Here is a 25,490-nt window from a genome sequence, read left to right on the forward strand (position 1 = left end):
CCGGCATCACACCTGCGTCCGATGGAAATTGAGGAAGGACCGCGAGGCCGTCGGCCCGCGCTGTCCCTGATAACGCGACCCGTACCGCTCGGAGCCGTACGGGAACTCGGTGGGCGAGCTCAGCTGGAACATGCACAGCTGCCCGATCTTCATACCGGGCCACAGCTTGATCGGCAGCGTCGCCAGGTTCGACAGCTCCAGCGTCACGTGCCCGGAGAAGCCGGGGTCGATGAATCCGGCGGTCGAGTGCGTGACGAGCCCGAGCCGTCCGAGCGAGCTCTTGCCTTCCAGCCGCGACGCGAGATTGTCCGGCAGCGTGATCGTCTCGTAGGTCGACGCCAGCACGAACTCACCGGGGTGCAGGATGAACGCCTCATCCCCCTCCGGCTCCACCTCCCGCGTCAGGTCCGACTGCTCCACAGCCGGGTCGATGTGCGGGTAACGGTGGTTCTCGAACACCCGGAAGTAGCGGTCGAGCCGCACGTCGATGCTCGAGGGCTGCACCATGGATTCGTCGTACGGATCAATACGCACGCGTCCGGCGTCGATCTCGGCCCGGATGTCCTTGTCTGAGAGAAGCACGCCCCGAGGATACGCAGAACGCGCGGGCCCGCCCCAATCGAACGGCCCCGCGCGCTCCTCACTGCCGGTCACTGCCTGCGCTAACGCTGCTCCAGCACCACCGGCACGGCATTCCGCAGCCGGGCGCAGCGCGGGCAGCGGATGAGCCGCCCCGGCCCGATCCGGCCGGCTCCGAGCCGCTGCAGCGGGAATGATGTGGTGCTGAACACGTGCCCTTCGGCACAACGGACGACGGTGGGCTCCATCAGGTCCATCAAGTCCCTTCCCCAACAAAGCATGGACGAGAACGCCACATTAGGGGATGAAGAGGACGCCCCTCCAGGCGGCACTCCGCCCTCCAAGGTACGACCCCACCCGAACCCGAAAACCGCCATCACAGACACGGGGCCGGGGGGTGGGGTACACTGTCGGACGACGCGGCGCCGGTCAACGGCCCGCTGCGCGGGTGTAGTTTAATGGTAGAACATGAGCTTCCCAAGCTCAGAGCGCGAGTTCGATTCTCGTCACCCGCTCTTTGATGAAGGCCCCGGTCAGCGACCGGGGCCTTGTTCGTTGCCTAGACCTCTCAGGGGCCGCGCACCACCTCCGCACCGCCTACTCCCACCCCGCGGACGCCACTCCTGGATGTGCCAGCGCTTCGGTGCGCTCCTGGTCTGTGCCTGGTCATCCGCCCACTCCGCAGATTCGATGTCAGACGCATGGTGCAAGGTAGCCGAGGGCGGGGCTGTCACGGTCCGCCTGGGCAGACGAGGAACCTGTGGAGAGAGTGGCATGCCGAAGATCCCCAAAGGGCGGCGCGTAGGCCAGGCTGCGGTGAACGCGCTGCGCACGCTGCTTGAGGAGCACGACCACATCGTGCAGGAGATATCCGGGCAGAACGACTTCGGTGAGGATTTCTACGTCACCTTCACCGATGACGGGGATGTCACCAGCGACACGATCAAAGTCCAGGTCAAGGGAGGGGACAGCTGGCGTCGAGGCAACGGCTACGTCGTGCCCGTCGACCGGCATCGCGATACCTGGTCAGAGGGCAACATCCCTGTCTACTGCGTGGTGTACGACCCAAACAGCAAGAACCTGTACTGGGCAAACGCCACCCAACAACTCCGCCGCTTCGGTTCCTTCAATGCACCACACTTCATCGGGATCAGCCCCAATGCGGTGCTGGACAACACCACCATAAATTCCTTTGTCGCCCAGGCACGCCGCTACGTCGGGCGCTATCGGGGTCGGCAAGCCGTCCTCACCCATCTCGAGGAAATGTCCGGAGCCGAATTCGCCCCTGCAGATCACGTTCTTCACTTCGTCAACGGCGACGACGATGACCTCATCTTCTGGAAGCGCCCGGGCGACGTAGTGGCGACGCTGCTGCTCAGCACCCAGGAGTGGGAACCAGCTTGGGTCACTCTGGAGTCGCTGATGCGGTCCGAGCTTCCGATGTCGGAAACCTCGAACGGCCGCGAGATCCTGGACCCCGATCTGTGGACCGCCGAGGACCTGGGGCTGAACCGAACCGAGATCATGTGGGTGGTTGCGTGCTTCGCCTCCACCCGACAAGCCGACGAAGGTCCGGAAGGCGAACTCGTCGAGTGCGAGGAATATCCAAGTTGCACCGGGGAGGAACTCAAGGAACACGGCAGTATCGAAGCGGACGTCATCCATACATACGTGCTCGACTGCATACCCGACCGCATCGATGCCGAGCCCGACCTCGTGCAGCGCTCAATCCGAGCGATGCGAGAGGAAACCGATCTGGAACCGAACATCGTCGCCGAACTCGGCTCCCTCGAAACCGACCCACGTGTCGTCCGACAGGTGCACAAGCTCAGCCGGGCAACGGTGGAGACGGTGGACGACATCGAACCGGAGGCATACCGGCTGGCCATCCTCTATCTCATCCAATGCATCTACGTAGGTGGCCCCTCTCTCCCCCTCGACGAACAGGTCCGAATCGTGTGGCGCATCCCCGGGCCGACGACACCCACGTCACAGGCTCGATGAACGCGAACAGGGTGCACAGCCCCGCAGCCCGCCCAACAGGGAGGGAGCCGCATCCGGATCGTCGCCGTGATCGTCAGTACCTGACGGCGACGCCGTCAGCCGACCGACACTGCGACCGCGTCACAACTTCTCTGGAGATGCTTCCGAAATCCAAGGGCACCTCGCCTGGCCAAGTCGAAGAAGCGCGCCGGCCAGGGCCTTTCGCTTGCCTACCAAGACACCGCTGCTCCCGCCCCACCGCGAGTACCGGAGCACCGCAAGCCACCCCCTGCATACTGCAGTATGCTTTTCGTGTGCCCTCAACGACTCGCATCACCGTCACGCTCCCCAGCGATCAGGTGGCGGAGCTCCGCAAGCTCACGGACAACGTTTCCGGCTACGTAGCGGAAGCCGTAGCCCGCCAGATCAGGCACCAGCTCCTGGGCAACGACCTTCGCCGCCACGAGGAAGAACACGGTCACTTCAGCGACGAGGAGCTCGCCGAAGCCCGCGCAAAGATCCTTGGCGCCAGCGACTCCACCAAGAATGCGGACGCCGCGTGAGCGAGCGCATCGAAACCGTCGTCCTGGACTCAGAGGGGCTCTCCGCCTGGATCGCGCAGGACCGCAAACTCCTCGCAATGCTGCAGGTCTTCCACGACATGGGAGCCGATCTCGTGATCGGCGCGAACACCATCGTGGAAGTCAGCCACTCCCGTACCAACATTCCCCGCCTGAACTGGGCCCTGTCCCGTATCAAGGTAGAACCGGTCACCGAGCAAGCAGCCAAAGCGGCAGCGGAGCTCCTCAAAGGCGCCGGACTGCACGGACACAAGTACGCCATCGACGCCACGGTCGCCGAAGTCGCCCTGCGCCAGCCGAAACCCGTCGCCCTGCTGACGTCCGACAGCGACGACATGACCAAGCTCTGCGGCAGCCAGGTCCGCATCATCCCTCTCTGACCCGCCGGCCCACCCGGAGCATGCACCTCGGCAGGTTGTGTTGCACTGCCGCCGCCCGTGCCCCATCCGTGCCCAGCCGAGCGGACAACAGCGGTCATGTACGGCGCCCGGAGTCCACTCCGACTTCTCACGCCTCGGCCAAACATGCAGGTCAGATCCAATACGACCGTTCAAGAACCGTTGATTCCCAAGCTCAGAGCGCGAGTTCGATTCTCGTCACCCGCTCCAAGCGAAAGCCCCAGGCCATCGGCCCGGGGCTTCTTTGTCGTCTGGAGCGGCTCAGGTGTAGCGCACCCTCCGAGCCTCTCCTGCGGGCTTCAGGCCCCACAAGGAAGCATCAGTTGGCCCCGGGCCGTCAGAGGGGCAAGTCGTCGGGCAGGACTCGGAACGCTTTGTGGCGGCCGAGAGGGCGGACGGCACGAAAGCCGCGCCGGTCCAGGGTGAGAATCGCATCGGTGTCGTAGTCGCCCGCCAGGGCCACATTCACCGCGTCAGCCAGATCGAGATCGATTCCCAGGTAGCGGGCACGGACGGATTGGGCAACGCCCAGGCGTTCCTCAGTAATCTCGGGTACAGAGACCCGACCGCGGCGCATCCAGCCCCGGATGTCCTCGATCGCACCCACCGCGGCCTCACGGCCGAGTTCCCGGGTAGCCACGTGATCGAGTTCGGCCAACAGCAGCGGAGACATGACGAGCAGCCCGGCGGCCATGATCGCTTCCTGGGCCGCCTCGCGCTCCGGGTGCGTTGAATCGAGGGCGGCCAACAGGCCGGACGTATCGGCGATGACGATGATCACGCAGCGGTTCCGGGATCCGTCTCGCGCCGGACGGCGTCGGCGACGGTGTCACGCACTTCGTCATTACGAAAGGTGCGCCCCGGGCCGGGGAAGGTACGGGAGAACAGTGGCTCGTCCCATACCCGGTTGGCCATCGCGGCGAGATGGATTCCTTGCCTGATGATCTCAGCCTCGCTTATACCGCGGCGTTTGGCCGCTTCTTTGATGATCGCGAGGTCTTCCGGGTCGGCGTAGACGTTAGTCCGCTTCATCGGCATGTACCAGCCCTAGTCCATGTACCAAAGTGATGTACGTCTGCGCGCTGGCCAGGAAACATCACGCGCTCGCAGCGCCTCGACGACCACAGGTCATCCACGCCGAAGCCGCGTCCCCTGCTTCCCGTGGCCCGAGTGAAGTCACCGCCGCGAGGGCACTCCTCCGAGGGCCCCGTGCCACTACGTGCCATCCGGAGGAGTAAGCAGTGGCCGGAATGGCCCTCACGGGCGTGCGAGAGGGGCCCGGCGGATTCTCCGGGCCCCTCTCACGTCCTGCTCAGAGCCAGGAGTCCCAGATGCCGTACGCCGTCGAACGGCTCACGGCCTCGGCGCCCGAGGCGTCCAGGCGTACGACGCGGTAGTAGTACAGGCCGAGCCGGTCCTCGTGCACCGTGGTGTCCATGTGGAACGCGGTGTCACCCGCCGTGCCCTCGGCCAGGGTGACGTAGGCGGCCGTGGCGGGGTCCCAGCGTTCCACGCGATAGCTCGCGAACCGGGAGCAGTCCCCGAGGCCGGCGCTCTCGGAGCAGCCGACGTACAGCTCCGGGTACTGGTCCTCACGGACCTCGGTCTCCGTCCAGCCCGGCGGCCGGGTGTCGGGCAGGGTGACCGAGACCTCGGCGGGGCGGAGGACGTCGAGCGGCTCGTCGTCGTGCTGGAGCCGGTCGTCCGTGGCGGCCACCTTGTAGACGTGGGTGGCGCCGTCGGGGACGGTCGGGCAGAGGATCTCGGTCGTGGCCAGGGAGCTGCCGGTCCAGCAGTTCTCCTTCCAGACCGTCTCGCCGCTGTCCGGGTCCGTGACGCCCTGCCACACGTGGTAGCCGGTGACGTCGGCGTCGGCGGGCGGCGTCCAGGTCAGCCGGACGCCGAGCGGGACGCGTTCCGCGGTCAGGTCCCGCACCGGGGCGGGACGCTCGGTGTCCGGGGTGGTCTCCGTGGCGGCCGGGCCGGGCTGAGAGACACGCCCGTACCGGTCGGTCGTCACGACCCGGTACTCGTACGTCGTCTCCGACGTGCCCTGGACGTCCCAGCAGACGCCGTTGACCTGCTTGCGAGCGGACAGGGGGGCGTCGTCCGCCCAGGTCCAGTACGTCTCCGGGTCCTCCAGCGGCTCGTCCTGCGAGGTGAACGGCTTGCACTTGTCCACGACGCCGGTCTCGCCGGTCGCGGTGTCGGTGCGGACGATCTTGTACGTCGGAAGGGGCGTTTCGTCGACGGTCCACGGGTCGACGCTGCTCCACTCCACCATCACCCCCTCACCGAACCTGTGGGCGGTGGTCTTGAAGGCGGGGATCGCTTCCGGCCGGTCGGCCATCTTCAGCGTGATCTCCACCGGCGCGGCGGCGTTGCCCTTGGCGTCCACCGAGCGCACCGCGTACCGGTAGCTGTCGGCGACGGCGGCCAGCTGACGCGGCACCACGTCGGTCTGCGTGGCCGTGCTCCCCCCGGGCCGGGCGTCGTCATAGCCGCCGGTCGCCGGGTCGTACTGGAGGACCTGGTACGAGGCGGCCCCGGTGACGGGCGACCACAGCAGATGCGGAACGCCCGACCGGTACTCGACGCGCAGCTGCGTGACGGCGGCCGGCGGGGTCAGGTCGGGGGTGGTGAACGTCGTGGCGGCCGAGTACGCCGACCAGTTCCCGGCGGCGTCCCGGGCCCGGCCCCGGTAGGTGACCTTGCTGCCGTCGGCCGGATAGCCGGTGTCGCAGATCGCACCCTTGGCGCCGGAGTGGACGGTGCTCCAGCGGTTCGTGGCGGCGTCGAGCCGCTGCATCTCGTACCAGGCGATGTCGGTGGCGTTCTTCGCGGTGGTGACCAGCTGCGGGGCCGCGTAGGGCTGGCCGGACGGGCACGCGTCCCACTCCACGAAGGGCGCGGCGGGCGGCGTCCTGTCGACGGTGGTCACGAGCCGGTCGGCGCTGCCGCCGGAGATGTTGCCCGCCTTGTCGACGGCCCGCACCTCGTAGTAAAAGGCCTCGCCGGTCTTCGGCAGGGTGCTGTCGGTGTACGACGTGGCGGTGGTCGTCGCGAGCGGCTTGCCGGGATACGCCGTGCCCTTCAGCCGCCGGTGAATCCGGTAGTTCGCAAGGTCCATCTCGCTGTTCCTGGACCAGGTGAACTTGGCCGCTCCGGTGGTGGTGTCGTAGGAAACGGCCGCGCCCGTCGGGGTGAGGGGCTTGACCTTGTCGACGTCGACGGAGGTGCGCGGCGTGTAGGCGTACTTGACGTCCGCGGAGCCCGTCCAGTTGACGAAGTCGATGCGGAGCGCGTGCTTGCCACTGGGAATCGTCACGTCGACCGTCTTCCTGACGGTGCCGGAGACGTTCTTCCACAGGTCGATCTTGCGGACACCGTCGAGGTAGACCCGTACGCCGTCCTGGGCGGACGCCGTGAACGTGAAGGGGCCGCCCGAGCCGAAGTCGCGCGTCACCGACCAGCGCACGCCGAAGTTGTTGGACGGTACGCCGGAGACGGGAGCGCCCGTGCCCCAGTTCTGGTCGATCGTGGAGTCGCAGTCCGTCTTCTTCGGCGTGCCCGTGAACGTCGTGTTCGCGAAGAACTGCCGTGTGAAGACGGGGGAGGCGCAGCTCACCGCCGCGGAGGCGGGTACGGCGGTGGCGTAGAGCACTCCGCCTGCCGTGGCCAGAGCCAAGGCGGTGGCGGTGGTGCGTCTGGCTGGGTTCATCAAGTCCTTGGGTCCTGTTCAGCGGCAGATGTCGATCGGCACGTCGCCGAACAGGACCGACGGGAGCGCCGATTGGTTGTACGAGCCCCGGCCGGTCACCGCAGCGGTGACGGCCCCGTCGTTCGGGGGGCAAGGTCTCCAGTACCTCGCCCCGCCCGGCGCCGGCGCACCGGGGCCCGCCGGCGGCATGGAGCGATCCGCGGTTCGCCCGGCGAAGCCCACGTTCCACGCCGTGAAGAACACCGAGTTCCAGGACCGGGCCGAGCAGGGAAGGAAGTGCGGTGACAAGACCGGAGTGCGCCCCGGCGGCTCCGTCCCGTACCCCTTCGTCCCGCCTTCTCGCCGCGCCCGCTGTGTGCTGTGCGATTCCAGGTCGAAACGTTTCTGCACTCTCGCACGCGCTCCGCTCGCCCCGCGTTCCGTGCTTGACGGACTTCATGAGACGCGGCGCGGTCGCCCGACCTCAGCCGAATTTGCATTTGATCCTATTTTCTTCCGCGCCCTTGTCACGGCATCGCTGTGTGCAGGTAGCTATTGCGTACGCCCGCTCCTTCGCTCCGGGCTCCCGATGAGCCCTGGGCAGGGCGGCAGTGCACCGGCTTCCGGTGCGCGGCCGGCCAGGGAGGCGGCCGTGCCACCTGCACGTGAGGAGAAGTCATGAAGAAGGCTTACGAAGCACCGACCCTCGCCCGGCTCGGGACGTTCCGGAAGAAGACCGGGCTGCTGCGGAGCTCCGGCAACGACCGGCTGATCCTGAGCAAGAACTGACGGCCGAGGCTCTGATCCGACGTCATGACTGAGCTGCACGAGAGTGCGGGGGCGGGCCCCGGCGACGCGCACTTCACGGTCTTCACCGACCGTGAGGACGCGGCCGCCGTGGCCCGCTCCCTCTCCCGCCCCGGAACACGGACCCTGAATCACGCCTCGGGCCGGCCCTGGCTGGTGGGGCGGTGGCACGACCAGGAGATCGTCACCGCGCGCGCCGGCCACACGGCCCTCGCCGTCATCGGCTGCTGCCCCATCGACGCCGCGGAGCTCGAACGGCATGCCGCGCGGCTGCGCGATCTCGCCGGACTCGACGCACTGGCCCGTTCCCTCCCCGGGAGCTTCCACCTCGTCGCCGCGCTCGACGGGCGGATCAGGGTGCAGGGCACCGCGTCCGGTCTCCGGCTGGTCTTCCACGCCCGCGTCGGCGGAACGCAGGTGGCCGCCACCCGGGCCGACGTACTCGCCACCGCTCTCGGCGCCGGTCCGGACGAGGAGCAGCTGGCCGTCCGGCTGCTGTGGCCGGTACCCCATCCGCTCGCCGAGGCACCCATGTGGCGGGGCATCACCGCGGTCTCCCCGCACGACGCGCTGATCGTCGCGGCGGACGGGCGGACCGTACGCCACTCGCGCTGGTGGACACCGCCCGAGCCGGTGCGCACGCTCGCCGACGGCGCGCCCCTCGTCCGTGCGGCCCTCACCGAGGCCGTCGACGCCCGTACGCGCCGGGGCGGCGTGGTCAGCTGCGATCTGTCCGGCGGCCTCGACTCCACCTCCGTCTGCTTCCTGGCCGCGCGGTCACCGGCCCGCGTGGTGGCGAGCACCTGGCCGGGGCGCGACCCCGCCGACACCGATCTGTACTGGGCCGAACAGGCCGCCCGGTCCCTGCCGGACGTCGAGCACGTCGTCTGGGACGCCGACGCCTCGCCGCTGGTCTACGACGACCTGCTCGGCATCGACGACCTGCTGGACGAACCGACCATCGGCGTCATGGACCGCTCACGGGTCCTGCACCACCTGCCCGCCCTGGCCGGGCGCGGCAGCCGGCTTCACCTGACCGGCATCGGGGGCGACCACGTGGCCTGGTGCTCCGAGGCGTACTACCACCGGCTGCTGCGCACCCGCCCGCTGTTCGCCGTCCGCCAGCTGCGCGGCTTCCGGGCCCTGTGGCAGTGGCCGCTCGCGGACACGGTACGTGCGCTGGCCGATTCACGGCCGTACGGGAAGTGGCTGGCCGACTCCGGCGGTCACCTGCGGGACCCCGCGCCCGCCGGCGTCAGCACCGGTCTCGGCTGGGGCATGCCCCCTCGCCTCTTCGACTGGGTCACCCCCGACGCCGAACGGGCGGCCCGGCGGGCGCTGCGCGAGGCCGCCGCGCACGTGGTCCCGCTCCACCCGGACCGCGGCCTGCACGCCGACCTCGAACAGATCCTTTCCTGCACCCGCGTCCTCCGCCAGTGGGACCGGATGGCGGCCCGGGCCGGGGTGCCGATGGCATCGCCGTTCTTCGACGACCGGGTGATCGAGGCATGCCTCGCGGTCCGCCCGAGCGAGCGCGTCACGCCCTGGCGGTACAAGCCCCTCCTGACCGCCGCCATGAGCGGGATCGTGCCCGACGCGTGCCTGCGGCGCACCAACAAGGCCGCCGCGTCCATGGACGCCGCCAACGGACTGCGCGAACACCGCGCCGACCTGCTGGCGCTCTGGGAGGACTCGCGGCTGGAACAGCTCGGACTGGTCGACGGCGCGGCCCTGCGCCGGCTGGCCCAGCGGCCGGGCACACCCGAACTGCGCGACGCGATCCTCTACTCGACCATCGCCGCCGAGGTGTGGCTGCGCGGACTCGACCGGACGACCGGCCGCAGGACGCCCACCTCCTCCTGACCACGGCTCCCAGCGGAAGGGCACACGCATGGCACTGAAGTTCGGCGCCGACGTCTCCACTGCCGAGACCGACTACGGCACGGTCCTCCTGGACGAACGCACCGGGCAGTACTGGGAGCTGAACCCCACCGCCACCCTGGTGGTCAGCACGCTGATGGCGGGCGGTGACGAAGCCGACGCGGTCGCCGAGCTCACCGACACGTTCGACATCGGCCCCGACCGGGCGAAACAGGACGTCGACGCCCTCGTCCGGCAACTGCGGGCCTCGGGGCTGGCCCGATGACGACACCCAGCGCACTGGACAGGCCCTCCGGGGTGCCCTTCGCGCGGCGGCTGGCCGCCCGTGCCGTCCTGCTGCCCGCCGTCGCCCTCTCCCTCCTGCCGCCCCGCCGGATCCGTGCCGTACTCGGCCTCGTCCGCCGGGGGGCCGCCCCGGCCACCGCCGCACAGGCCAAGAACGCCCGGGACGCGATGTGCGCGGTGAGCCTGCGCTGCGCCGGCCCGAAGGGCTGCCTGCCGCGTTCCCTGGGCGCGGCGCTCGTGTGCCGCCTCTCGGGGACCTGGCCGGCCTGGTGCACGGGGGTGAGCACGGTGCCGCCGTTCACGGCGCACGCCTGGATCGAGGCGGACGGCCGCCCCGTGGGCGAGGGCGTACCCGACGACTACTTCACCCGGCTGATGACGGTCGCCCCCGCGATCCGAACGGACCGATGACCGGCACCGAAGCGGACCCGGCTGAGCCGGCTGAGCCGACGGCCCAGGAGGATCGCTCCACCCGGGCCGCGGTCGCCACCATGTACCGGCTGACCACCGGGCACCGGGCCTCCGTCGCCGTCGCCACCGCGCTCACCCTGGCCGGCTCCGCCCTGGGACTCGCCCAGCCGCTCGTCGCCAAACACGTCGTGGACGGGAGCGGACAGGGACAGGTGCTGTGGCCGCTGCTGCTCCTGGCCGCGCTGTTCGTCACCGAGGCGGCGACGGGCGCGGTGGGCCGCTTCGTCCTGGAGCGCATGGGCGAAGGCGTCGTACGGGGGCTGCGCCACAGCCTGGTGGCGCGGCTGCTCCGGCTGGAGATGAGGGAGTACGGCCGGCACCGCAGCGGCGACCTCATCTCCCGGGTCACCGCCGACACCACCCTGCTGAGGGAGGTCGTGTCCCAGGCGCTGGTCGACCTGGTGACGGGGGCCCTCGTCGCGGCGGGCGCCGTCATCCTCATGGTGTGGATCGACCCGCTGCTGCTGCTCCTGGTCGCCCTCACGGTGGCCGCCGCCGCCGCGATCGTCGCTTCGCTGCTGAAGGGCATCAGGGTGGCGTCCGAACACATGCAGGATTCCGTCGGCGCGATCGCCGCAGATCTGGAGCGCGCGCTCGGCGCCCTCCCGATGGTCCGGGTCCACCGCGCCGAGGACCGCGAGGCGGCCCGCATCGGGGTACGCGTCGAAGCGGCCCACAGCGCGGGCGTACGGACCGCGAAGCTCGCGTCCGTGATGAGTCCGGCGGTCGAACTCGCCGTCCAGGGCTCCTTCCTGATCGTCCTGGTGATCGGCGGCCTGCGGGTCGACGGCCGCGCCACCTCCCTCGGCGATCTGGTCGCCTTCCTGCTGTACGCCTCCTACCTGGTGCTGCCGTTGTCGTCGGTCTTCCGCGCGGTCGGCCTCATCCAGCGCGGCATGGGCGCCTACCAGCGCATCGAGCAGGCGCTGTCCCTGCCCGCGGAACCCCCGCAGCGGGAGACGCCGGCCGTGTGGGCGCGTACGCGCGAACCGGCCCGGCAGACCGTTTCGCCCGAGGAGCCCGTCCTCGCCCTGCGGGACATCGGCTTCGGCTACGTCCCGGACCGGCCGGTGCTGCGGGGCCTGTCCTTCAGCGTCGCGCACCGGCAGCAGGTCGCCCTGGTCGGCCGGTCGGGCGCCGGAAAGAGCACGGTCTTCGCCCTGGTGTCCAGGTTCTACGAACCGGACTCCGGGGCCCTGCTGTTCGACGGCCTGCCCGCCGGCGGACTGAGCCGCGCCGCGTGCCGCGCACGCATCGCCGTCGTCGACCAGAACACCCACGTCGTCCACGGCACGCTGCGGGACAACATCACCTACGCCGTGCCCGACGCCACCGAGGCCGAGGTGCGACACGTCGTCGAACTCGCCCGGCTCGAAGGTGTCGTACGGCGGCTGCCGGGCGGCCTGGCAGGAGTGCTCGGCGAACGCGGCGGCACCCTCTCGGCGGGAGAGCGCCAACGTGTCGCCCTGGCCCGCGCCCTGCTCGCCCGCCCCGCGCTCCTCCTGCTCGACGAGCCCACCTCCCACCTCGACACCATCAACGAGACGGCGCTCACCGCGGTGATGAGGGACGTCACCCGGGAGTGCTCCGTGCTGGTGATCGCCCACCGGCTCTCCACCGTGCAGCACGCCGACCGGATCGTCGTACTGGACGACGGCCGCGCCGCCGCCTGCGGACGTCACGAGGAACTGCTCACCGGCAGCCCCGTCTACCACGAGCTGGCCGCCGGACAGATGCTCCGCCCGGCCGGCACCCGGACCTCCGCCGTCACGACCCCCCGCACCCGCCCCCGCCACCCGCTGTGAACCGGTTCGAAGACCTCGTGCCGCGTGCGTGCCGAGCGCGCCCGCCGGCCGGCACGGGCGGGCGGGACGGTGGGCACGCGTACGCCGACGGAGGGGTGGGCGCTTCGGCAGGGTCCGGTACGCCCGGCGTAGGGGCGGAGGGCGACCGCAGGCCGTCGATGCGCCCGTACAGCCGGAACCGGTACGCGCCGTCTCCCTCCGTCCACTCCCGTACGAGACGCCAGAGGCGCACGGGGGACAACGCGGGGCGGCGCCCGTCCGGCGTCCTCGGTGCCTGTCCACAGCCACGGCTTTCCGCCGGCCTCCCCCGCTCGGCTGTGGACAACGCGTAGCCGCCCCCGGCCCGTACGGTCCGGGGGCGGGTCTGCTCAGGGGGCCCGGCCGTCCCCACGCCTCGCACGGCCGGACGGCGTGGTGGGCATGGCGGGCATGGTCCGGGGCGGTCAGCGGATGGCGGTGAAGTCCGTGCCCACGACGAGGGTGACGGTGCCTGCCACGGCGCTCGCCTCCTGCTTCGCCGTGACACCGGGCAGCCGGGACGCGAGCACCCCGGCCTGCTTTTCGAGGCCCTGGGGATAAGTCACCGCGCTCTTCTCCGCGGAGGCGGGGGCGTTGCCGGTGCCGGTGACCGTGTAGCCGGCGGACCTCAGCGTTTCGGCGACCTTCGCGGCCTGGCCGGGCATCCCGCTGCCGTTGAGGACCTGTACGCGCACCGTGGCGGCGTACACCGGTCCCTTGGAGTCGGCCGTCAGCTTCTCCTTGTCGACCTCCTGGTCCTTGGCCAGCGAGGTGAACAGGTCGGCGGCCTGCGGGTACTGCCACACCACGTTGGCCTTGTCGGAGGGATCGTCCGCCTCGCGCCCGTAGTTCGGCACGGTCAGGAAGGTCAGCCGGTCGCTCGGGATGCTCTTGATCTCGTTCGCGAGACCGGTCAGCGGCTTGATCCCCGCCAGCTTCTCGTCCGTGGTCAGGGACTTGGTGGCGGAGTCCAGGAATCCGTACAGGGCGGTCGGGCTGGTGAGCTTCTGCTTCGCCTTGGCGGCGAGGGCTTCCATGAACTCCTGCTGGCGGCCGATGCGTCCGAGGTCCGAGCCGTCACCGACGCTGTAGCGGGTACGGACGTACCCGAGGGCCTGCTCGTCCTTGACGGTCTGGCACCCGGCCTCCATGTCGAGGTGCGCCTTCTCGTCACGGATCGCCGTCTCGGGGCAGACCTCGATGCCGTCGAGGGCGTTGACCATGCCCTTGAAGCCCTGGAAGTCGACGGACATGAAGTGGTCGATCCGCAGTCCGGTGGACTGCTCCACCGTCTTGATCGTGCAGGCGGCGGCTCCCGCGACCTCGCCGCTCGTGCCTCCGATGGCGAAGGAGGAGTTGATCTTGGCATGACGGGGGTCGGACGTCGTGCCGTCGCCGCGGTCGCAGGCGGGAAGGCTCACCCACGAGTCGCGCGGCAGGGACACCACGGTGGCCCATTCCCTGTCCGCGGACAGGTGCATGACCATCAGGGTGTCCGAGTGCATGGTGTCCAGGTCCCGGCCGTACTTCGCGTTCTTGCCGTCCCGCGAATCGGAGCCCACCACCAGGATGTTCTTCGAACCCGGACTCAGGTTGACCGGCCTGCCGCCGCCCAGCTTGTTGTCCAGGTCCGCGGAATTGATGTTCCCGTCCAGGCCCGTGTAGACCCAGGCCCCGGCCCCCGCCGCCGCCAGTACGAGAACGGCCAGCGCCCCGCCGGTCCACAGCGCTATTCGCCCGCGCCGGGTCAGCCGGGCCGGCCGCTCCTCCACCTTGCGGCGGCGCCGCGTCGGCTGTGCCCGGCGACCGTGCCGCCGCCTGTCCTGCGTACCCACTCTGGCGTCCTCCGGGCCTTCGTATTCGTCCGTCCTCGACCGCCATTGCATGCGATGCGTGAACTTTACAGTCGCGCAGAGGGGGCAAATCCGTCAGGCGAAGACCCCCCTCGGCCAACGGTCCGGATCGTCGGCCCTGTTGGGGAGGGGTGCGGGAACTTCTCGTCGCGCGACGAGAGGGACGACACAGAACCGGAGAGGACCGCGTCGCGGTCGTCCCGCCGGCCGGGCAGCTCGCGCACGCGCAGGGCACCGGGGCGGCCGCGCCCGCCACCGGCGTCCACCCGGGGGGACCGGCCGGTCCGGGCGCCGGTCACCGCCTGCTTCCCGTACGGCCTGGTCAGGACTGTGCCGACCGTGGTGTACGCCGGCTCCCCGCCGGGCCGCTCCTGTACCCGGGCGCCGGAACCGGAACATCCCGGGGGGAGAGGACGGCGTTCAGTTCCATGTCGGGCCGGCGGGCTCCTGGACGGTGGCGTCGAGGCGGTTGAAGAAGTCGGTCGTGGCGATCATGAGGATGAGGGCGGCGAGCTGATCCTCGTCGAAGCGGCCGGCGGCCTCGTCCCAGACGGCGTCCGGCACCGCCTGGCCGGTGCGGTCGGCGATGCGTGCGGCGGCTTCGGTGAGGGCGGGGGCGGCGCGTTCGGCGTCGGTGAAGAACGGGGCTTCGCGCCAGACGGCGACGGCGTGGAGCCGTGCGTCGCTCTCACCGGCCTTCTTGGCACTGGCCACGCCGCCGTGCACGCAGGCGCCGCAGCCGTTGATCCGACTGGCCCGCAGGTGGACCAGTTCCAGGGTCCGCCGCGGTACGCCGCCCTGGTGCACGCCCTTGAGCAGGTTCCGGACCCCCTTCATGGCGTCGGGCAGCACCATCGCGGGGTTCTTCATCCGGGCTTCCACGGTGCTGTCCCTCCAAGCCGCCGCAGAGCAGCGGTCGTTGAGACGGTCGACTACCGTCCTCCTACCGCTCTGACGGATCGGCACACGGAGATGTGACAGATGAGCGAGAAAGACTTTCTGACGCAGCGGTTCGAGGAGCACGGAACGCATCCGCGCGGCCCGTGGCGCGGCGGCAGGCGCCGGGCTGCCGGAACAGGTCCTCAACACCCTTACCGAGGTACGTCTGTTCGGCATCGGTGAGGTGGACGGCCGTCTCGCCGGGGTGACCGCCAGGACGGCGGCGTACGCGGAGGCGGGCGCCGACGGCGTCTTCGTCCCCCGACTCCTCGATCTGGGCGTCCTGCGCGAACCGGCCCGGGGCCTGCTGCCGGTGAACGTCATGGCGGGGCCCGGTGGTCCGGCCGTCGTCGGGCCGGCCGAGGCCGGGGTGCGCCGGATCGGCGTCGGCACGGGTGTGGCGCACGCCGCGTGCACCGCGGCTCGTGACGTCGCCGTGGAACTGCTGGGCGAGGGAAGTTGCGGGGCGCTGGACGGTTCGCCGGACTTCTCCGCGCTGAACGGCCTGTTCGGGAAGTGACCGTACGAGCGGGCGGCGGTGGGCCGGGGGCTGCCGGGCCGAGGTCTGCCGGATCAGGATCTGCCGGTCCGAGATCCGCCGGTCCGGGGTGCCGGGCCTCATGCGCGCAGGCGCAGGCGCTGTCCGGGGTAGATGCGGTCCGGGCCCTCGTCGAGGATGTGCCTGTTCAGTTCGTACAGGGCCTTGGTGCCGCCGGGGACATCGGCGTGGTACGCGATGGCGGAGAGGCAGTCGCCCTCACGCACGGTGTAGGTGGGTCCGCCGACGGCTTCGCCGGAGCGCTGCGCCGGCACCCGGGACACCGCCGGGGGCTGGTAGGTGCTGCCGCCGGCACCGGCGCTCGGGGTGCGGTGGGTGCTGCCGCCGGACCTCGTGCTCGGGGCCTGGGGGGTGGCGTCGGAGGTTCCCGAGCTTCCGGCGTGGGCCGCCGCGCGGCGGCCGCACTGGGGCCACGCGGACAGACCGACGTCCCGGGCTACGCGCTGGGCCACGGCGATCTGTTCCGACCGTGAGGCGAGGTCGGCGCGGGGGGCGTACTGGTGGCCGCCGTAGGCGCGCCAGGTGGAGGGGGCGAACTGCAGGCCGCCGTAGTAGCCGTTGCCCGTGTTGATGTTCCAGCGGCCGTTGCTCTCGCAGGCGGCGATGGTCTCCCAGTCCGTTCCCGACGGGGCGGATCGCACATCGGACCGCGCATCGGACCGCACATCGGCTCGCGCAGTGCTCTGGCCGGCGAGCCCCAGAACGCTCAACAGGGCCAACAGCAGAGGCAGGATCGTTTCAGCAGTCCGCTTGACGAGGGGTGAAGGCGACATCCGGGTTTCCTCCGCTGTGCTCCGGCAGCGCCGTGACGCAGTGGTCGTCACGGCCGATGGGCATGCAAGGAATAACCCACCGATATGCTTTTAGGTGGGTATGCGGAGTTCGACGTGCGGGTTTTCACCCGGGTGGAGGCTTGTGCCGAGCGGTGGCCGGCCCCCCTCGACCGCCGCCGACGCGGTGGCGGCGTACAGCGCACCGGAGCAGACGCCGGGGCCGGTACGGTGGCGCGCCGGAAGCTCCCCCCGCACCCGTCAGTCGCCTCCCTGCGCGTCATTCCCGTCGCCGGGCGGGACAGCATGCTGCTCAACCTCAGCGGCGCGCACGCCCCGTACTTCACCCGCAACCTGGTCGTCCTGACCGACTCCGAGGGCCGCACCGGCGTCGGGGAGGTCCCCGGCGGCGAGCCCGTCCGCACCACGCTGGAGGAGGCCCGGGACCTGGTGGTGGGGCAGCCCGTCGGTGACCACCACGCGGTGCTCCGGTCCGTGCGCACCCGCTTCGGGGCCTCAAGCCCGCCGACCGGCTCGTCACCGCCGCGTCGCCGCGGAAGACCACGTCACTCGCCGCGCAGGGCCCTCTCTCCCCCTCTCCTGAAGGAGTACGTCGCGCCCTGGCTCCACCTCGCGATCACCATCGGGACGCCCCGGCGGGTGACGCCGGTGCCGGTGCGGCGGCGGGCGGCTGACGGCCTGTCGGCAGCCGCCCGCCGGCCTCGGTGGAACCCTCGTTGCCGCCCTCAGATGCAGGGGCGCCGGCCCGGTGAAGTAGGTTCAGCTGACTTGGGATTGTCAGAGTGAAATCGGGGTTGGTGCGCAAGTGCTGGTGGCGGACAGATACCGGCTGGACACACCCATCGGGCGGGGCGGGATGGGCGAGGTCTGGCGGGCCACGGACGAGGTGCTGGGCCGGCCGGTCGCCGTCAAGCTGCTGCTGGGCAACGGGGCCGACGCGTCGGCCGCGGCCCGGTTCCGCCTGGAGGCCCAGACCGCCGCCCGGCTGAGCCATCCGCACCTGGTGGCGGTGTTCGACTTCGGGGCGTGGGAGGACCAGTTCTACCTCGTCATGGAGCTCGTCGAGGGGACGAGCCTGGCGCAGACACTGGTCACCGAGGGCGCGCTGCGGGCCGACCGGGTCGCCTCGATCGCCGCCCAGGCGGCAGCCGGGCTGGCCGTGGCCCACCGCCAGGGGGTCGTGCACCGGGACATCAAGCCCGGCAACCTGATGACGAGCTTCGACGGTACGGTCAAGATCGCCGACTTCGGCATCGCCCAGTTCGTCGACGACCCCGCCACCGCGCTCACCACCGCCGGCCAGATCGTGGGCACCAGCCTCTACCTGGCGCCGGAGCGCGCGCTGGGCCGGCCCGCGGGCCCGGCCTCCGACATGTACTCCCTCGGCTGCGTCCTCTACCAACTGCTGGCGGGCCGTCCGCCGTTCCAGGCCGACACCGCGACCGGCACGCTGTACCAGCACGTCGACGCCGCCCCGGTGCCGCCGCGCGAGCTCGGGATCGACGTACCCGCTCCCTTCGAGACGTACTTGCTGGGGCTGCTCGCCAAGCAGCCCGAGGACCGGCCCACGGCCGAGCAGGTGGCCGACTGGTTCCGCCAGGACACCTGGCGCGGACACTCCCAGCCGCTCACCGCCCCGCAGCCACAGCCACAGCCACAACGGCACCGGCAGCGGCAGCCGGCGCCCCTTCCGGCGGACCAGCCCGCGCCCGGGGCCGCCCACACGTACGCCCTGCCGGCGACGGGCACGGCGCGGCCGGCGTCCCGGCGCCGCGCGGCGCCCGCCCAGCGCCCCAGTACGCGGGTGTTCGTACGGCGCAGACCCCGGGTCGCGAGTGCGATCGCAGGTGTCATCGCCTTCCTCGTGGCGGTACTCGTCGGGATGGCCTGGATGGCGCCCGACACCGGCTCCGCCGAAACCCCGGAGCCCGGCCCCGACATCACCGCGGAGTCCTCACAGGAGTGAGGCAGAGTGAGGAAACACACGGTGGTGAGCGTGCCCGGCGCACCCGCGGCACCGGTGGTCGGAAGTAAATGAAAAATTTTAGGAATGAGTGCTTCAGTCCCGGGCAGGAGCGCCCCTTGAAGGGTTTGCAGATTTGATTGGGAGGGCGAGGACATGACGACGATGCCTGTGGGAGCTACCGACGTGATGACGACGGACACGCTGACGCCGCAGCCGCAGGCGGAGTTGATCGGTGACCTGCCCTGGATCGAGGACGCGGGCAAGGTCGCGCCGAAGGACGCCCGGGCCCTGTCCCAGCTGTTCTTCGACCAGTTGCAGGTGCTCGAAGAGGGCACGCACGAATACCAGTACGCCCGCAACACCCTGATCGAGATGAACCTGTCCCTGGTCCGGTTCGCCGCCGGTCGCTTCCGCAACCGCGGCGGCGGCGACATGGAGGACATCGTCCAGGTCGGCACCATCGGCCTCATCAAGGCCATCGACCGGTTCGACCTCTCCCGCGAAGTGGGGTTCGCCACTTTCGCCGTGCCGTACATCGTCGGCGAGATCAAGCGGTTCTTCCGTGACACCAGCTGGGCCGTCCACGTCCCCCGGCGGCTCCAGGAGCTGCGTGTCGACCTGGCCAAGGCCAAGGAGGAGCTCTCCCTGCGCCTGGACCGCGATCCGACGGTGAAGGAGCTCGCCGAGCACCTCTCCCTCTCCGAGGAAGAGATCATCGAGGGCCTCGTCGCCTCCAACGGCTACACCGCGGGCTCCCTCGACGCCCCCGGCGACGGCGGTGAGGGGTCCGACGCGAACGGGCGGACGTTCGCCGACCGGCTGGGCGAGCCGGACCCGGCGATGGAGAGCGTGGAGGACCTGCACACGCTGGCGCCGCTCCTGGAGGAGCTGGACGACCGCGACCGCCGCATCATCGAAATGCGGTTCGGCCAGGAGATGACCCAGTCGCAGATCGGCGAGGAGCTCGGCGTCTCCCAGATGCAGGTCTCCCGGCTCCTGTCGCGTGTCCTGAAGCGGCTGCGCACCAAGATGCTGGTCGAGGACTGAGCGGAAACCCCGGTGGACCTCCCCCGGCCGTCGGTGCCGGAGTACGGGCCGGTGCCGGCGGAGCCCCCGCCCGTACTGACAGCACCGCCCCCGAAGTGGCACAGTGGAACGATGCCTCCCAGCCCTCCGTCGCGCCTCCACGACCTGGCGCACACCGCTTCCGACATGACGGACCTGCTCGCGGTCCTCTGGGGGAGGGCGCAGATGGAGGCGCCCTCCGGGCCGATCTCGCCGTCGCAGCTCCGTGCGCTGCTGGCGATCGAGCGCCTGGAGGGCGGCAACCTGCGGACGCTGGGGGAGGCGCTGGGCTCCAGCCCTCCCGCCACGAGCCGGCTGTGCGACCGTCTGGAGGCGGCCGGCCTGGTGGAGCGGCGCCTCAGTCCGTCCAGCCGCCGCGAAGTGCAGTTGCACCTGAGCAGGCCGGGGCGGGCGCTGCTCGGTGAGGTACGGGAGTGCCAGGTGCGGGAGCTCGGCCCCGTACTCGAGGCGATGTCGTCCGAAGCCCTCGCGCAGCTGGCCACCGGCCTCGCCGCGTTCAGGGACGCCGCCGCTTCGGTGATCGACGGCGGCGCCGCGGACGACGCCCGTATGCGTGTGGTGCGCCCCGCCTGAGACGGGACGGAGGTCCGGGTGTCACAGCCCACCCCCCACAACAATTGTTGTCAAAAGACAACAGAGCAATCTACCCTCTTCGCGGACGCACCGGACAGCCCGGCGGACCAGGCCGACCGTGGCGAGAGGAGAGACCCGGACATGGGGACACTCTCCGACCCCGCCCAGACCGCCCTGTGGAACTGGGAACAGCCGACCGTGCTGCTCATCGAGGACGACCCGGGCGACGCGCTGCTCGTCGAGGAGCTGGTGGCCGACGGCGGTGTCTCCATAGAACTGCGCTGGGCCAGGTCCCTGGCGGACGCCCTCGAGCAGCTGTCCTCGGACAGGCCGCACTGCATCCTGCTCGACCTCCACCTGCCGGACGCCCAGGGCCTGGAGGCCCTGGAGAAGGTCCTGGGGCACGCGGACGGTTCCGCGGTGGTGGTCCTGACCGGGCTCGCCGAGGAGCAGGCCGGTCTGGCGGCGGTGGCGGCGGGCGCCCAGGACTACCTCCTCAAGGGACGGCTGGAAGCGGACCTGTTCGTACGCGCCATCCGTTACGCGATCCAGCGCAAGCAGACCGAACAGGCGGCCTCCGCCCTCCAGGCCGGCCAGCTGCGCGCCCAGGAGAACGCCCGGCTCGAACGCGGCCTGCTGCCCACCCCCCTCCTGCTCGACAAGAGCGTCGAGGTCTGCTCCCGCTACCAGCCGGGCCGCGCCCAGGCGCTGCTCGGCGGGGACTTCTACGACGTCGTGCAGACCCCCGACGGCACGACGCACGCGGTGGTGGGTGACGTGTCGGGCCACGGTCCCGGCGAAGCCGCCCTGGGCGTGTGCCTGCGCGTGGCCTGGCGGTCGTTCGTGCTGGCCGGGGCCCGCGGCGAGGAGCTGCTGGGCCTGCTGGAGCGGATGCTCGTCGCGGAACGCTCCGGACCGGAGATCTTCGCCACCCTCACCTGCCTGAGCCACACCGCCGGGGAGAGTCACGTGAACGTGTTGCGGGCCGGTCACCCCGGCCTGCTGATGCGCTCGCCGGACGGCGGCGTGCACCTGGAGGAGGTCCCGGGGGGCCCGGTGCTGGGGCTGCTGCCCGGCATGGCCAGGTGGCCGGTCACCCCCCTCCCGGTGGCGGTCGGCTCGGCCCTGGTGCTGTTCACCGACGGACTGATCGAGGGGCGCACCGGGCGGGGCACGGAGCGCCTGGGCGAGCAGGGGCTCCTCGACGTCGCCCGCCGCCACGCGCACCGGCCCGCCGACGCCTTCGTCGACTCCCTCATCCACACCGCGCAGACACTCGCGGCGGACAGCGGCGGACTGGCCGACGACGTCGCCGTACTCCACCTGGAATGGAAGAGCACCACGTGACACCCGTACAGCGCCGGCACCAGGAACCGTCCGCCGGCCCCGAGCCGTCCCGGCGCCTGACCGTGCAGGGCTGGTTCCTGCTCGCCCTGGCCGTGATGGGCGCCATGACCGTCGTCGCAGCCGGGGTGGGAGCGGCCGTGCTGTCGCGCACCACCGAAGCCGCGGACCACCTGGTCGACGACATCGCCCCGGCCCGCGCCGAGGCCCTCCAGTTGCAGGCCGCCCTGCTGGACCAGGAGACCGGCGTACGGGGCTACCTCCTGACCGGCGACGAGGCGCTGCTGGAGCCCTACCGGCGCGGACTCACCGCCGAGACCCGTGCGCGCGAGCGGCTGGCGGAGCTGACCCGCCGCTCGCCCCGTCAGACCGCCGACCTCCGTGCGGTCGACCGGGCGGCGCGCACCTGGCGCGAGGACTTCGCCGCCCCGGCCGTCGCCGGCGAGCGGGAGACCGGCGACGACGCCGCCGCCTCCGTGGCCGGGGGCAAGCGGCCCTTCGACGTCGTACGCGAACGGCTCGAAGCCCAGCAGACCCGGCTGGAGCAGGACCAGACCCGGGCGCGCGCGGCCCTCGAAGCGGCGCGTTCCGAGCGGGACCGGGCGCTCTACGCCGTCATCGTCGCGTTCCTGCTGACCGGCGTGGCGCTGGCGGCCCTCCTGCACTTCACCGTCGTCCGTCCGCTCGCGGCGGTGCGCACGGCCGCGCGGCGCGTCGCGGGCGGGGACTTCGACCACCACATCCCCGCCCGGGGACCCGCCGATCTGCGGGCGGTCGCGCGGGCCGTGGAGGCGATGCGCCTGCGCGTGGTGACCGAACTCATCACCTCCAAGTCCAGCGAAGCCGCACTGACCCGGCAGGCGGCGGACCTCGACGCCCACGCCGTCGAACTGCGCCGGTCCAACGAGGAGCTGGAGCAGTTCGCGTACGTCGCCTCGCACGACCTCCAGGAGCCGCTGCGCAAGGTCGCCTCCTTCTGCCAGCTGCTGGAGAAGCGCTACGGCGACCAGCTCGACGAACGCGGCACCCAGTACATCGCCTTCGCGGTCGACGGCGCCAAGCGCATGCAGATCCTCATCAACGACCTGCTCACCTTCTCCCGCGTGGGCCGTCTCAACGACGCCCAGGAGGCCGTGGCACTGGACACGGTCGTCGACCGGGCCGTACGCAACCTGGCCGCCGCCGTCGAGGAGACCGACGCGCGCGTCGACCGGCCGCAGGAGCTGCCGGAGGTGACGGGGGACCCGACCCTGCTCACCATGTTGTGGCAGAACCTGATCGGCAACGCGGTCAAGTTCCGCGCCCCGGAGCGTACGCCGCACGTGGAGATCACCGTCGACCGCGCGGAGGAGCCGGGCTTCTGGCAGTTCGCGGTGGCCGACAACGGCATCGGCATCCCCGCCGAGTTCGCCGACAAGGTCTTCGTCATCTTCCAGCGGCTGCACGCCCGCGACACCTACGCGGGCACCGGAATAGGCTTGTCCCTGTGCAAGAAGATCGTCGAGCACAGCGGCGGGCGCATCTGGATCGACACCACGCGCACCGAAGGCAGCCGCCTGGTCTTCACGCTCCCCGACGCCGCGTCGCAGACGGCTTCGGAGCCGTCCGCCGAAGGGTCCCAGGAGGCCCCCGTCACCACCGGGAGAAACCCCGCATGACCACCCCGCAGCCCGAGCCGGTAGAAGTGCTTCTCGTCGAGGACGACGCGGGTGACGAGCTCATGACCCGCGAGGCGTTCGAGGACAACAAGATCGGCAACACCCTCCACGTCGTGCGGGACGGCCTGGAGGCCCTGGACTTCCTCTACCGGCGCGGGGAGTACGCGGACGCGCCGCGGCCCGACCTCATCCTCCTCGACCTGAACCTGCCGAAGTACGACGGCCGCCAGGTGCTGGAGCAGATCAAGTCCGACCCCGACCTCAGTCACATCCCGGTCGTCGTCCTCACCACCTCCTCGGCCGAGGAGGACATCCTGCGCAGCTACAAGCTCCACGCCAACGCCTATGTGACCAAGCCCGTCGACCTGGACCAGTTCATGCTGGCCATCCGTCAGATCGACGACTTCTTCGTCACCGTGGTGAGGCTGCCCCGCCGCTGACGTAGGCGGCGCTCCCGCTACGGCCCGGGTACGGCGTCGACCGCCGCGTCCCGGCTGTCGCGGATGATGAAGGCGGTGTCCAGCCCCAGGACCCGCAGCAGGCGCATGACCGGCGCCGGGGGCGCGGCGAGGCGCAGGCGGTCCCCGAGCCGGGGGCGCGCCCGCAGCAGCGCGTTGATCATCGCGGTGTCGGCGAACCGGACGGCCGACAGGTCCAGTACGACGGGCCCCTCTCCCCTGCGCCCGGCGCCGTCCAGCGCCAGGCGCAGGGGTTCGACGGAGTTCAGGTCCACTTCGCCGCGCAGAGCGAGAATGTGAGCGCGTTCGGATCGGTGGCTGACAAGGAGCATGCGCTGATCGGTGCTACGAGTGTGCACAACTGGCCCCTCAGATGTGGCAGCGGAAACCGGCAGGTGCCGACAGGGCTGCCCCGATGGTGCGGCAGAATCACCCTAGGGCGAACAGTTGCCACTTAGCAACACTCCCTACTTGTCAACAGTTCGCGCCGACCCCCCGTACCCCACTCCTGACAAAAGAGGCCGACCGACCGTGACGTCTTTCCTGGCCGTGGAGCGTGCCGTACGCACCGCCGCACCGCACGCCCTCCTCGACACGGCACGTGCCGCGCTGGTCGAGCACTACGAAGCCACCTCCGTCGACCTGTTGATGGCCGACTACAGCCTCACGGTCCTCCAGCCCGTCACCGCCCTGCCCCACACCGCGCAGCCCCTGCCCGTCCACGCCAGCCCCGAAGGCCGCGCCTTCGGCAGCCAGGAGGCGTACGGGCAGGACGTCGCCGAGGACGGCGCGATGGACCTGCACCTTCCGGTGACCGTGCGCGGGGACCGCCTCGGCATCCTGACCGTGAGGCTTTCCAGACCCAGATGCACGCCCGAGACCATCGAAGAACTCACCGAGATCGCCGAACTCCTCGGCCACGAGATCATCGTCGCCGAGCGCGACACCGATCTGTACCTCCAGGCCCGCCGCGCCAGCAGACTCACCCTGGCCGCCGAAATGCAGTGGCAGCTCCTGCCCGGCCGCGCCTGCTCCCGCCAGGAGTACGCCGTCGGGGCCCAGCTGGAGCCGGCGTACGCCATCCACGGCGACAACTTCGACTGGGCCACCACCGCCGAGACCCTCACCCTCACCGTCACCAACGGAATGGGCGAGGGCATCGAGGCGTCCCTCCTCACCAACCTCGCCGTCAACGCGCTGCGCAACGCCCGCCGCGCCGGCATCGGCATCGCCGACCAGGCCGCCCTCGCCGACCAGGCGATCTACGGCCGGTACCGCGGAGCGGCGTACGTCTCGACCCTCCTCCTCTCCTTCGAACTGGCCACCGGCCGGGCGCAGGTGGTCGACGCCGGGTCCCCCCAGCTGTGGCGCCAGCGCGACAAGACCGTCGAGCGCGTGCCCTTCGAGGCACAGCTCCCGCTCGGCATGTTCGACGAGACGGCGTATGTCGCCCAGGAGTTCCGCGTGCTCCCCGGCGACCGGCTGATCTTCGTCAGCGACGGCGTGTACGCCGCCGCGACCCGCGCCGGAGAGGCGTACGGCGAACGGGCCCTGGCACGGGCCGTCCAGGCGGCGAGCCTCCTGCCCGCCGCGGCCGTCCCCCGTGCGGTCCTGCGCGAACTGGCGTCGACCCGCGACGCCGGTGTGGACACCGCCGACGACGCCCTCGTCGTGTGCCTGGACTGGTTCGGCCGGGACGAGGGCTGAAGTTAACGCGGGGTGAAACAGGGCAGAAGCCCCAAGGTCACCGGAGAT

General features: G+C 70.8%; 25 protein-coding genes, 1 tRNA gene and 1 pseudogene. 18 read left to right on the forward strand and 9 right to left on the reverse strand.

All coding sequences use genetic code 11. The annotated features are described in order from the left end of the window. Window positions 1–6 precede the first annotated feature (6 nt). The gene (dcd, locus tag ABD374_RS01260) at window positions 7–582 is read right to left on the reverse strand and encodes a dCTP deaminase (RefSeq protein ID WP_093799907.1); all 576 of its coding nucleotides are present in this window, start codon (window positions 580–582) and stop codon (window positions 7–9) included. 80 nt (window positions 583–662) lie between these two features. Further along, window positions 663–836 carry a hypothetical protein gene (locus tag ABD374_RS01265; protein ID WP_344489187.1) on the reverse strand — a complete coding sequence of 58 codons (174 nt, stop codon included), beginning with the start codon at window positions 834–836 and terminating at the stop codon, window positions 663–665. Between the two features lie 187 nt (window positions 837–1,023). Between ABD374_RS01265 and ABD374_RS01270 the strand changes: the two genes are divergently transcribed. From ABD374_RS01270 to ABD374_RS01285, 4 genes are all read left to right on the forward strand, one after another. Next, window positions 1,024–1,094 (forward strand) — tRNA-Gly (locus ABD374_RS01270). Between the two features lie 259 nt (window positions 1,095–1,353). Further along, entirely contained in the window at window positions 1,354–2,583 is a 1,230-nt protein-coding gene (locus ABD374_RS01275) for a DUF4365 domain-containing protein (RefSeq protein WP_344489190.1), read from the forward strand. Between the two features lie 293 nt (window positions 2,584–2,876). After that, window positions 2,877–3,125 (forward strand): type II toxin-antitoxin system CcdA family antitoxin, encoded by a 249-nt coding sequence (locus ABD374_RS01280; protein WP_344489193.1) that lies wholly within the window; start codon window positions 2,877–2,879, stop codon window positions 3,123–3,125. Beyond that, window positions 3,122–3,523: a PIN domain-containing protein gene (locus ABD374_RS01285; protein ID WP_344489197.1), complete on the forward strand. Its 402-nt coding sequence runs from the start codon at window positions 3,122–3,124 to the stop codon at window positions 3,521–3,523. Before ABD374_RS01280 ends, ABD374_RS01285 begins: the two co-directional genes overlap by 4 nt. Before the next feature lie 355 nt (window positions 3,524–3,878). Here ABD374_RS01285 and ABD374_RS01290 read toward each other — a convergent pair whose 3' ends face one another. From ABD374_RS01290 to ABD374_RS01300, 3 genes are all read right to left on the reverse strand, one after another. Next, window positions 3,879–4,322 (reverse strand): PIN domain-containing protein, encoded by a 444-nt coding sequence (locus tag ABD374_RS01290; protein WP_344489200.1) that lies wholly within the window; start codon window positions 4,320–4,322, stop codon window positions 3,879–3,881. Continuing rightward, window positions 4,319–4,579 (reverse strand): ribbon-helix-helix domain-containing protein, encoded by a 261-nt coding sequence (locus ABD374_RS01295; RefSeq protein WP_344489203.1) that lies wholly within the window; start codon window positions 4,577–4,579, stop codon window positions 4,319–4,321. Before ABD374_RS01295 ends, ABD374_RS01290 begins: the two co-directional genes overlap by 4 nt. A gap of 274 nt (window positions 4,580–4,853) precedes the next feature. Next, a complete protein-coding gene (locus ABD374_RS01300) occupies window positions 4,854–7,262 on the reverse strand; it encodes a PA14 domain-containing protein (RefSeq protein WP_344489206.1) in 2,409 nt (802 codons plus the stop codon). Window positions 7,263–7,919: 657 nt separating this feature from the next. Between ABD374_RS01300 and ABD374_RS01305 the strand changes: the two genes are divergently transcribed. Genes ABD374_RS01305 through ABD374_RS01325 form a run of 5 tightly spaced genes read left to right on the forward strand, consistent with a single transcriptional unit; the run spans window position 7,920 to window position 12,490 of the window. Then, window positions 7,920–8,030, forward strand: a complete 111-nt coding sequence (locus ABD374_RS01305) for a keywimysin-related RiPP (RefSeq protein ID WP_344489209.1) — start codon at window positions 7,920–7,922, stop codon at window positions 8,028–8,030. Between the two features lie 24 nt (window positions 8,031–8,054). Next, on the forward strand, window positions 8,055–9,911 hold the full coding sequence (locus tag ABD374_RS01310; protein WP_344489211.1) for a lasso peptide isopeptide bond-forming cyclase: 1,857 nt from the start codon (window positions 8,055–8,057) through the stop codon (window positions 9,909–9,911). A 28-nt stretch (window positions 9,912–9,939) separates the two neighbouring features. Further along, window positions 9,940–10,194, forward strand: coding sequence for a lasso peptide biosynthesis PqqD family chaperone (locus ABD374_RS01315; protein WP_344489213.1), 255 nt, complete (start codon window positions 9,940–9,942; stop codon window positions 10,192–10,194). Then, window positions 10,191–10,625: a lasso peptide biosynthesis B2 protein gene (locus ABD374_RS01320; RefSeq protein ID WP_344489215.1), complete on the forward strand. Its 435-nt coding sequence runs from the start codon at window positions 10,191–10,193 to the stop codon at window positions 10,623–10,625. The genes ABD374_RS01315 and ABD374_RS01320 overlap by 4 nt, the downstream gene beginning before the upstream one ends. Further along, the gene (locus tag ABD374_RS01325) at window positions 10,622–12,490 is read left to right on the forward strand and encodes an ABC transporter ATP-binding protein (RefSeq protein ID WP_344489218.1); all 1,869 of its coding nucleotides are present in this window, start codon (window positions 10,622–10,624) and stop codon (window positions 12,488–12,490) included. Before ABD374_RS01320 ends, ABD374_RS01325 begins: the two co-directional genes overlap by 4 nt. 443 nt (window positions 12,491–12,933) lie before the next feature. Here ABD374_RS01325 and ABD374_RS01330 read toward each other — a convergent pair whose 3' ends face one another. Together ABD374_RS01330 and ABD374_RS01335 are read right to left on the reverse strand one after the other, a co-directional pair. Beyond that, on the reverse strand, window positions 12,934–14,280 hold the full coding sequence (locus ABD374_RS01330; protein WP_486388619.1) for an LCP family protein: 1,347 nt from the start codon (window positions 14,278–14,280) through the stop codon (window positions 12,934–12,936). 501 nt (window positions 14,281–14,781) lie between these two features. After that, window positions 14,782–15,231 (reverse strand): carboxymuconolactone decarboxylase family protein, encoded by a 450-nt coding sequence (locus ABD374_RS01335; RefSeq protein ID WP_344489221.1) that lies wholly within the window; start codon window positions 15,229–15,231, stop codon window positions 14,782–14,784. A 160-nt stretch (window positions 15,232–15,391) separates the two neighbouring features. Between ABD374_RS01335 and ABD374_RS01340 the strand changes: the two genes are divergently transcribed. Next, a complete protein-coding gene (locus ABD374_RS01340) occupies window positions 15,392–15,820 on the forward strand; it encodes an isocitrate lyase/phosphoenolpyruvate mutase family protein (RefSeq protein ID WP_344489522.1) in 429 nt (142 codons plus the stop codon). Window positions 15,821–15,918: 98 nt separating this feature from the next. On the opposite strand, the gene ABD374_RS01345 is transcribed toward ABD374_RS01340, so the two are convergent. Continuing rightward, complete coding sequence (locus ABD374_RS01345) at window positions 15,919–16,632, reverse strand: transglycosylase family protein (RefSeq protein WP_344489224.1); 714 nt, start codon at window positions 16,630–16,632, stop codon at window positions 15,919–15,921. A gap of 303 nt (window positions 16,633–16,935) precedes the next feature. Here ABD374_RS01345 and gudD point away from each other — a divergent pair. From gudD to ABD374_RS01380, 7 genes and pseudogenes are all read left to right on the forward strand, one after another. Then, window positions 16,936–17,139, forward strand: a pseudogene (gene gudD, locus ABD374_RS01350) (glucarate dehydratase); the annotation flags it as partial. A 316-nt stretch (window positions 17,140–17,455) separates the two neighbouring features. Continuing rightward, window positions 17,456–18,616, forward strand: coding sequence for a serine/threonine-protein kinase (locus tag ABD374_RS01355; protein WP_344489227.1), 1,161 nt, complete (start codon window positions 17,456–17,458; stop codon window positions 18,614–18,616). A 186-nt stretch (window positions 18,617–18,802) separates the two neighbouring features. Then, window positions 18,803–19,663, forward strand: a complete 861-nt coding sequence (locus tag ABD374_RS01360; protein ID WP_344489525.1) for an RNA polymerase sigma factor SigF — start codon at window positions 18,803–18,805, stop codon at window positions 19,661–19,663. Between the two features lie 111 nt (window positions 19,664–19,774). Next, window positions 19,775–20,275 carry a MarR family winged helix-turn-helix transcriptional regulator gene (locus tag ABD374_RS01365; protein WP_344489230.1) on the forward strand — a complete coding sequence of 167 codons (501 nt, stop codon included), beginning with the start codon at window positions 19,775–19,777 and terminating at the stop codon, window positions 20,273–20,275. A gap of 141 nt (window positions 20,276–20,416) precedes the next feature. Further along, the gene (locus ABD374_RS01370) at window positions 20,417–21,622 is read left to right on the forward strand and encodes a PP2C family protein-serine/threonine phosphatase (protein WP_344489233.1); all 1,206 of its coding nucleotides are present in this window, start codon (window positions 20,417–20,419) and stop codon (window positions 21,620–21,622) included. Next, a complete protein-coding gene (locus ABD374_RS01375) occupies window positions 21,604–23,277 on the forward strand; it encodes a sensor histidine kinase (RefSeq protein ID WP_425577095.1) in 1,674 nt (557 codons plus the stop codon). The genes ABD374_RS01370 and ABD374_RS01375 overlap by 19 nt, the downstream gene beginning before the upstream one ends. After that, window positions 23,274–23,717, forward strand: coding sequence for a response regulator (locus tag ABD374_RS01380; RefSeq protein WP_344489236.1), 444 nt, complete (start codon window positions 23,274–23,276; stop codon window positions 23,715–23,717). The genes ABD374_RS01375 and ABD374_RS01380 overlap by 4 nt, the downstream gene beginning before the upstream one ends. A 17-nt stretch (window positions 23,718–23,734) precedes the next feature. On the opposite strand, the gene ABD374_RS01385 is transcribed toward ABD374_RS01380, so the two are convergent. After that, on the reverse strand, window positions 23,735–24,067 hold the full coding sequence (locus ABD374_RS01385) for an STAS domain-containing protein (protein ID WP_344489238.1): 333 nt from the start codon (window positions 24,065–24,067) through the stop codon (window positions 23,735–23,737). Between the two features lie 199 nt (window positions 24,068–24,266). On the opposite strand from ABD374_RS01385, the gene ABD374_RS01390 reads away from it, so the two are divergent. Next, window positions 24,267–25,442: a SpoIIE family protein phosphatase gene (locus ABD374_RS01390; protein WP_344489241.1), complete on the forward strand. Its 1,176-nt coding sequence runs from the start codon at window positions 24,267–24,269 to the stop codon at window positions 25,440–25,442. Window positions 25,443–25,490: the final 48 nt, after the last annotated feature.

This window comes from Streptomyces enissocaesilis (assembly GCF_039533765.1).
Taxonomy (GTDB): domain Bacteria; phylum Actinomycetota; class Actinomycetes; order Streptomycetales; family Streptomycetaceae; genus Streptomyces; species Streptomyces enissocaesilis.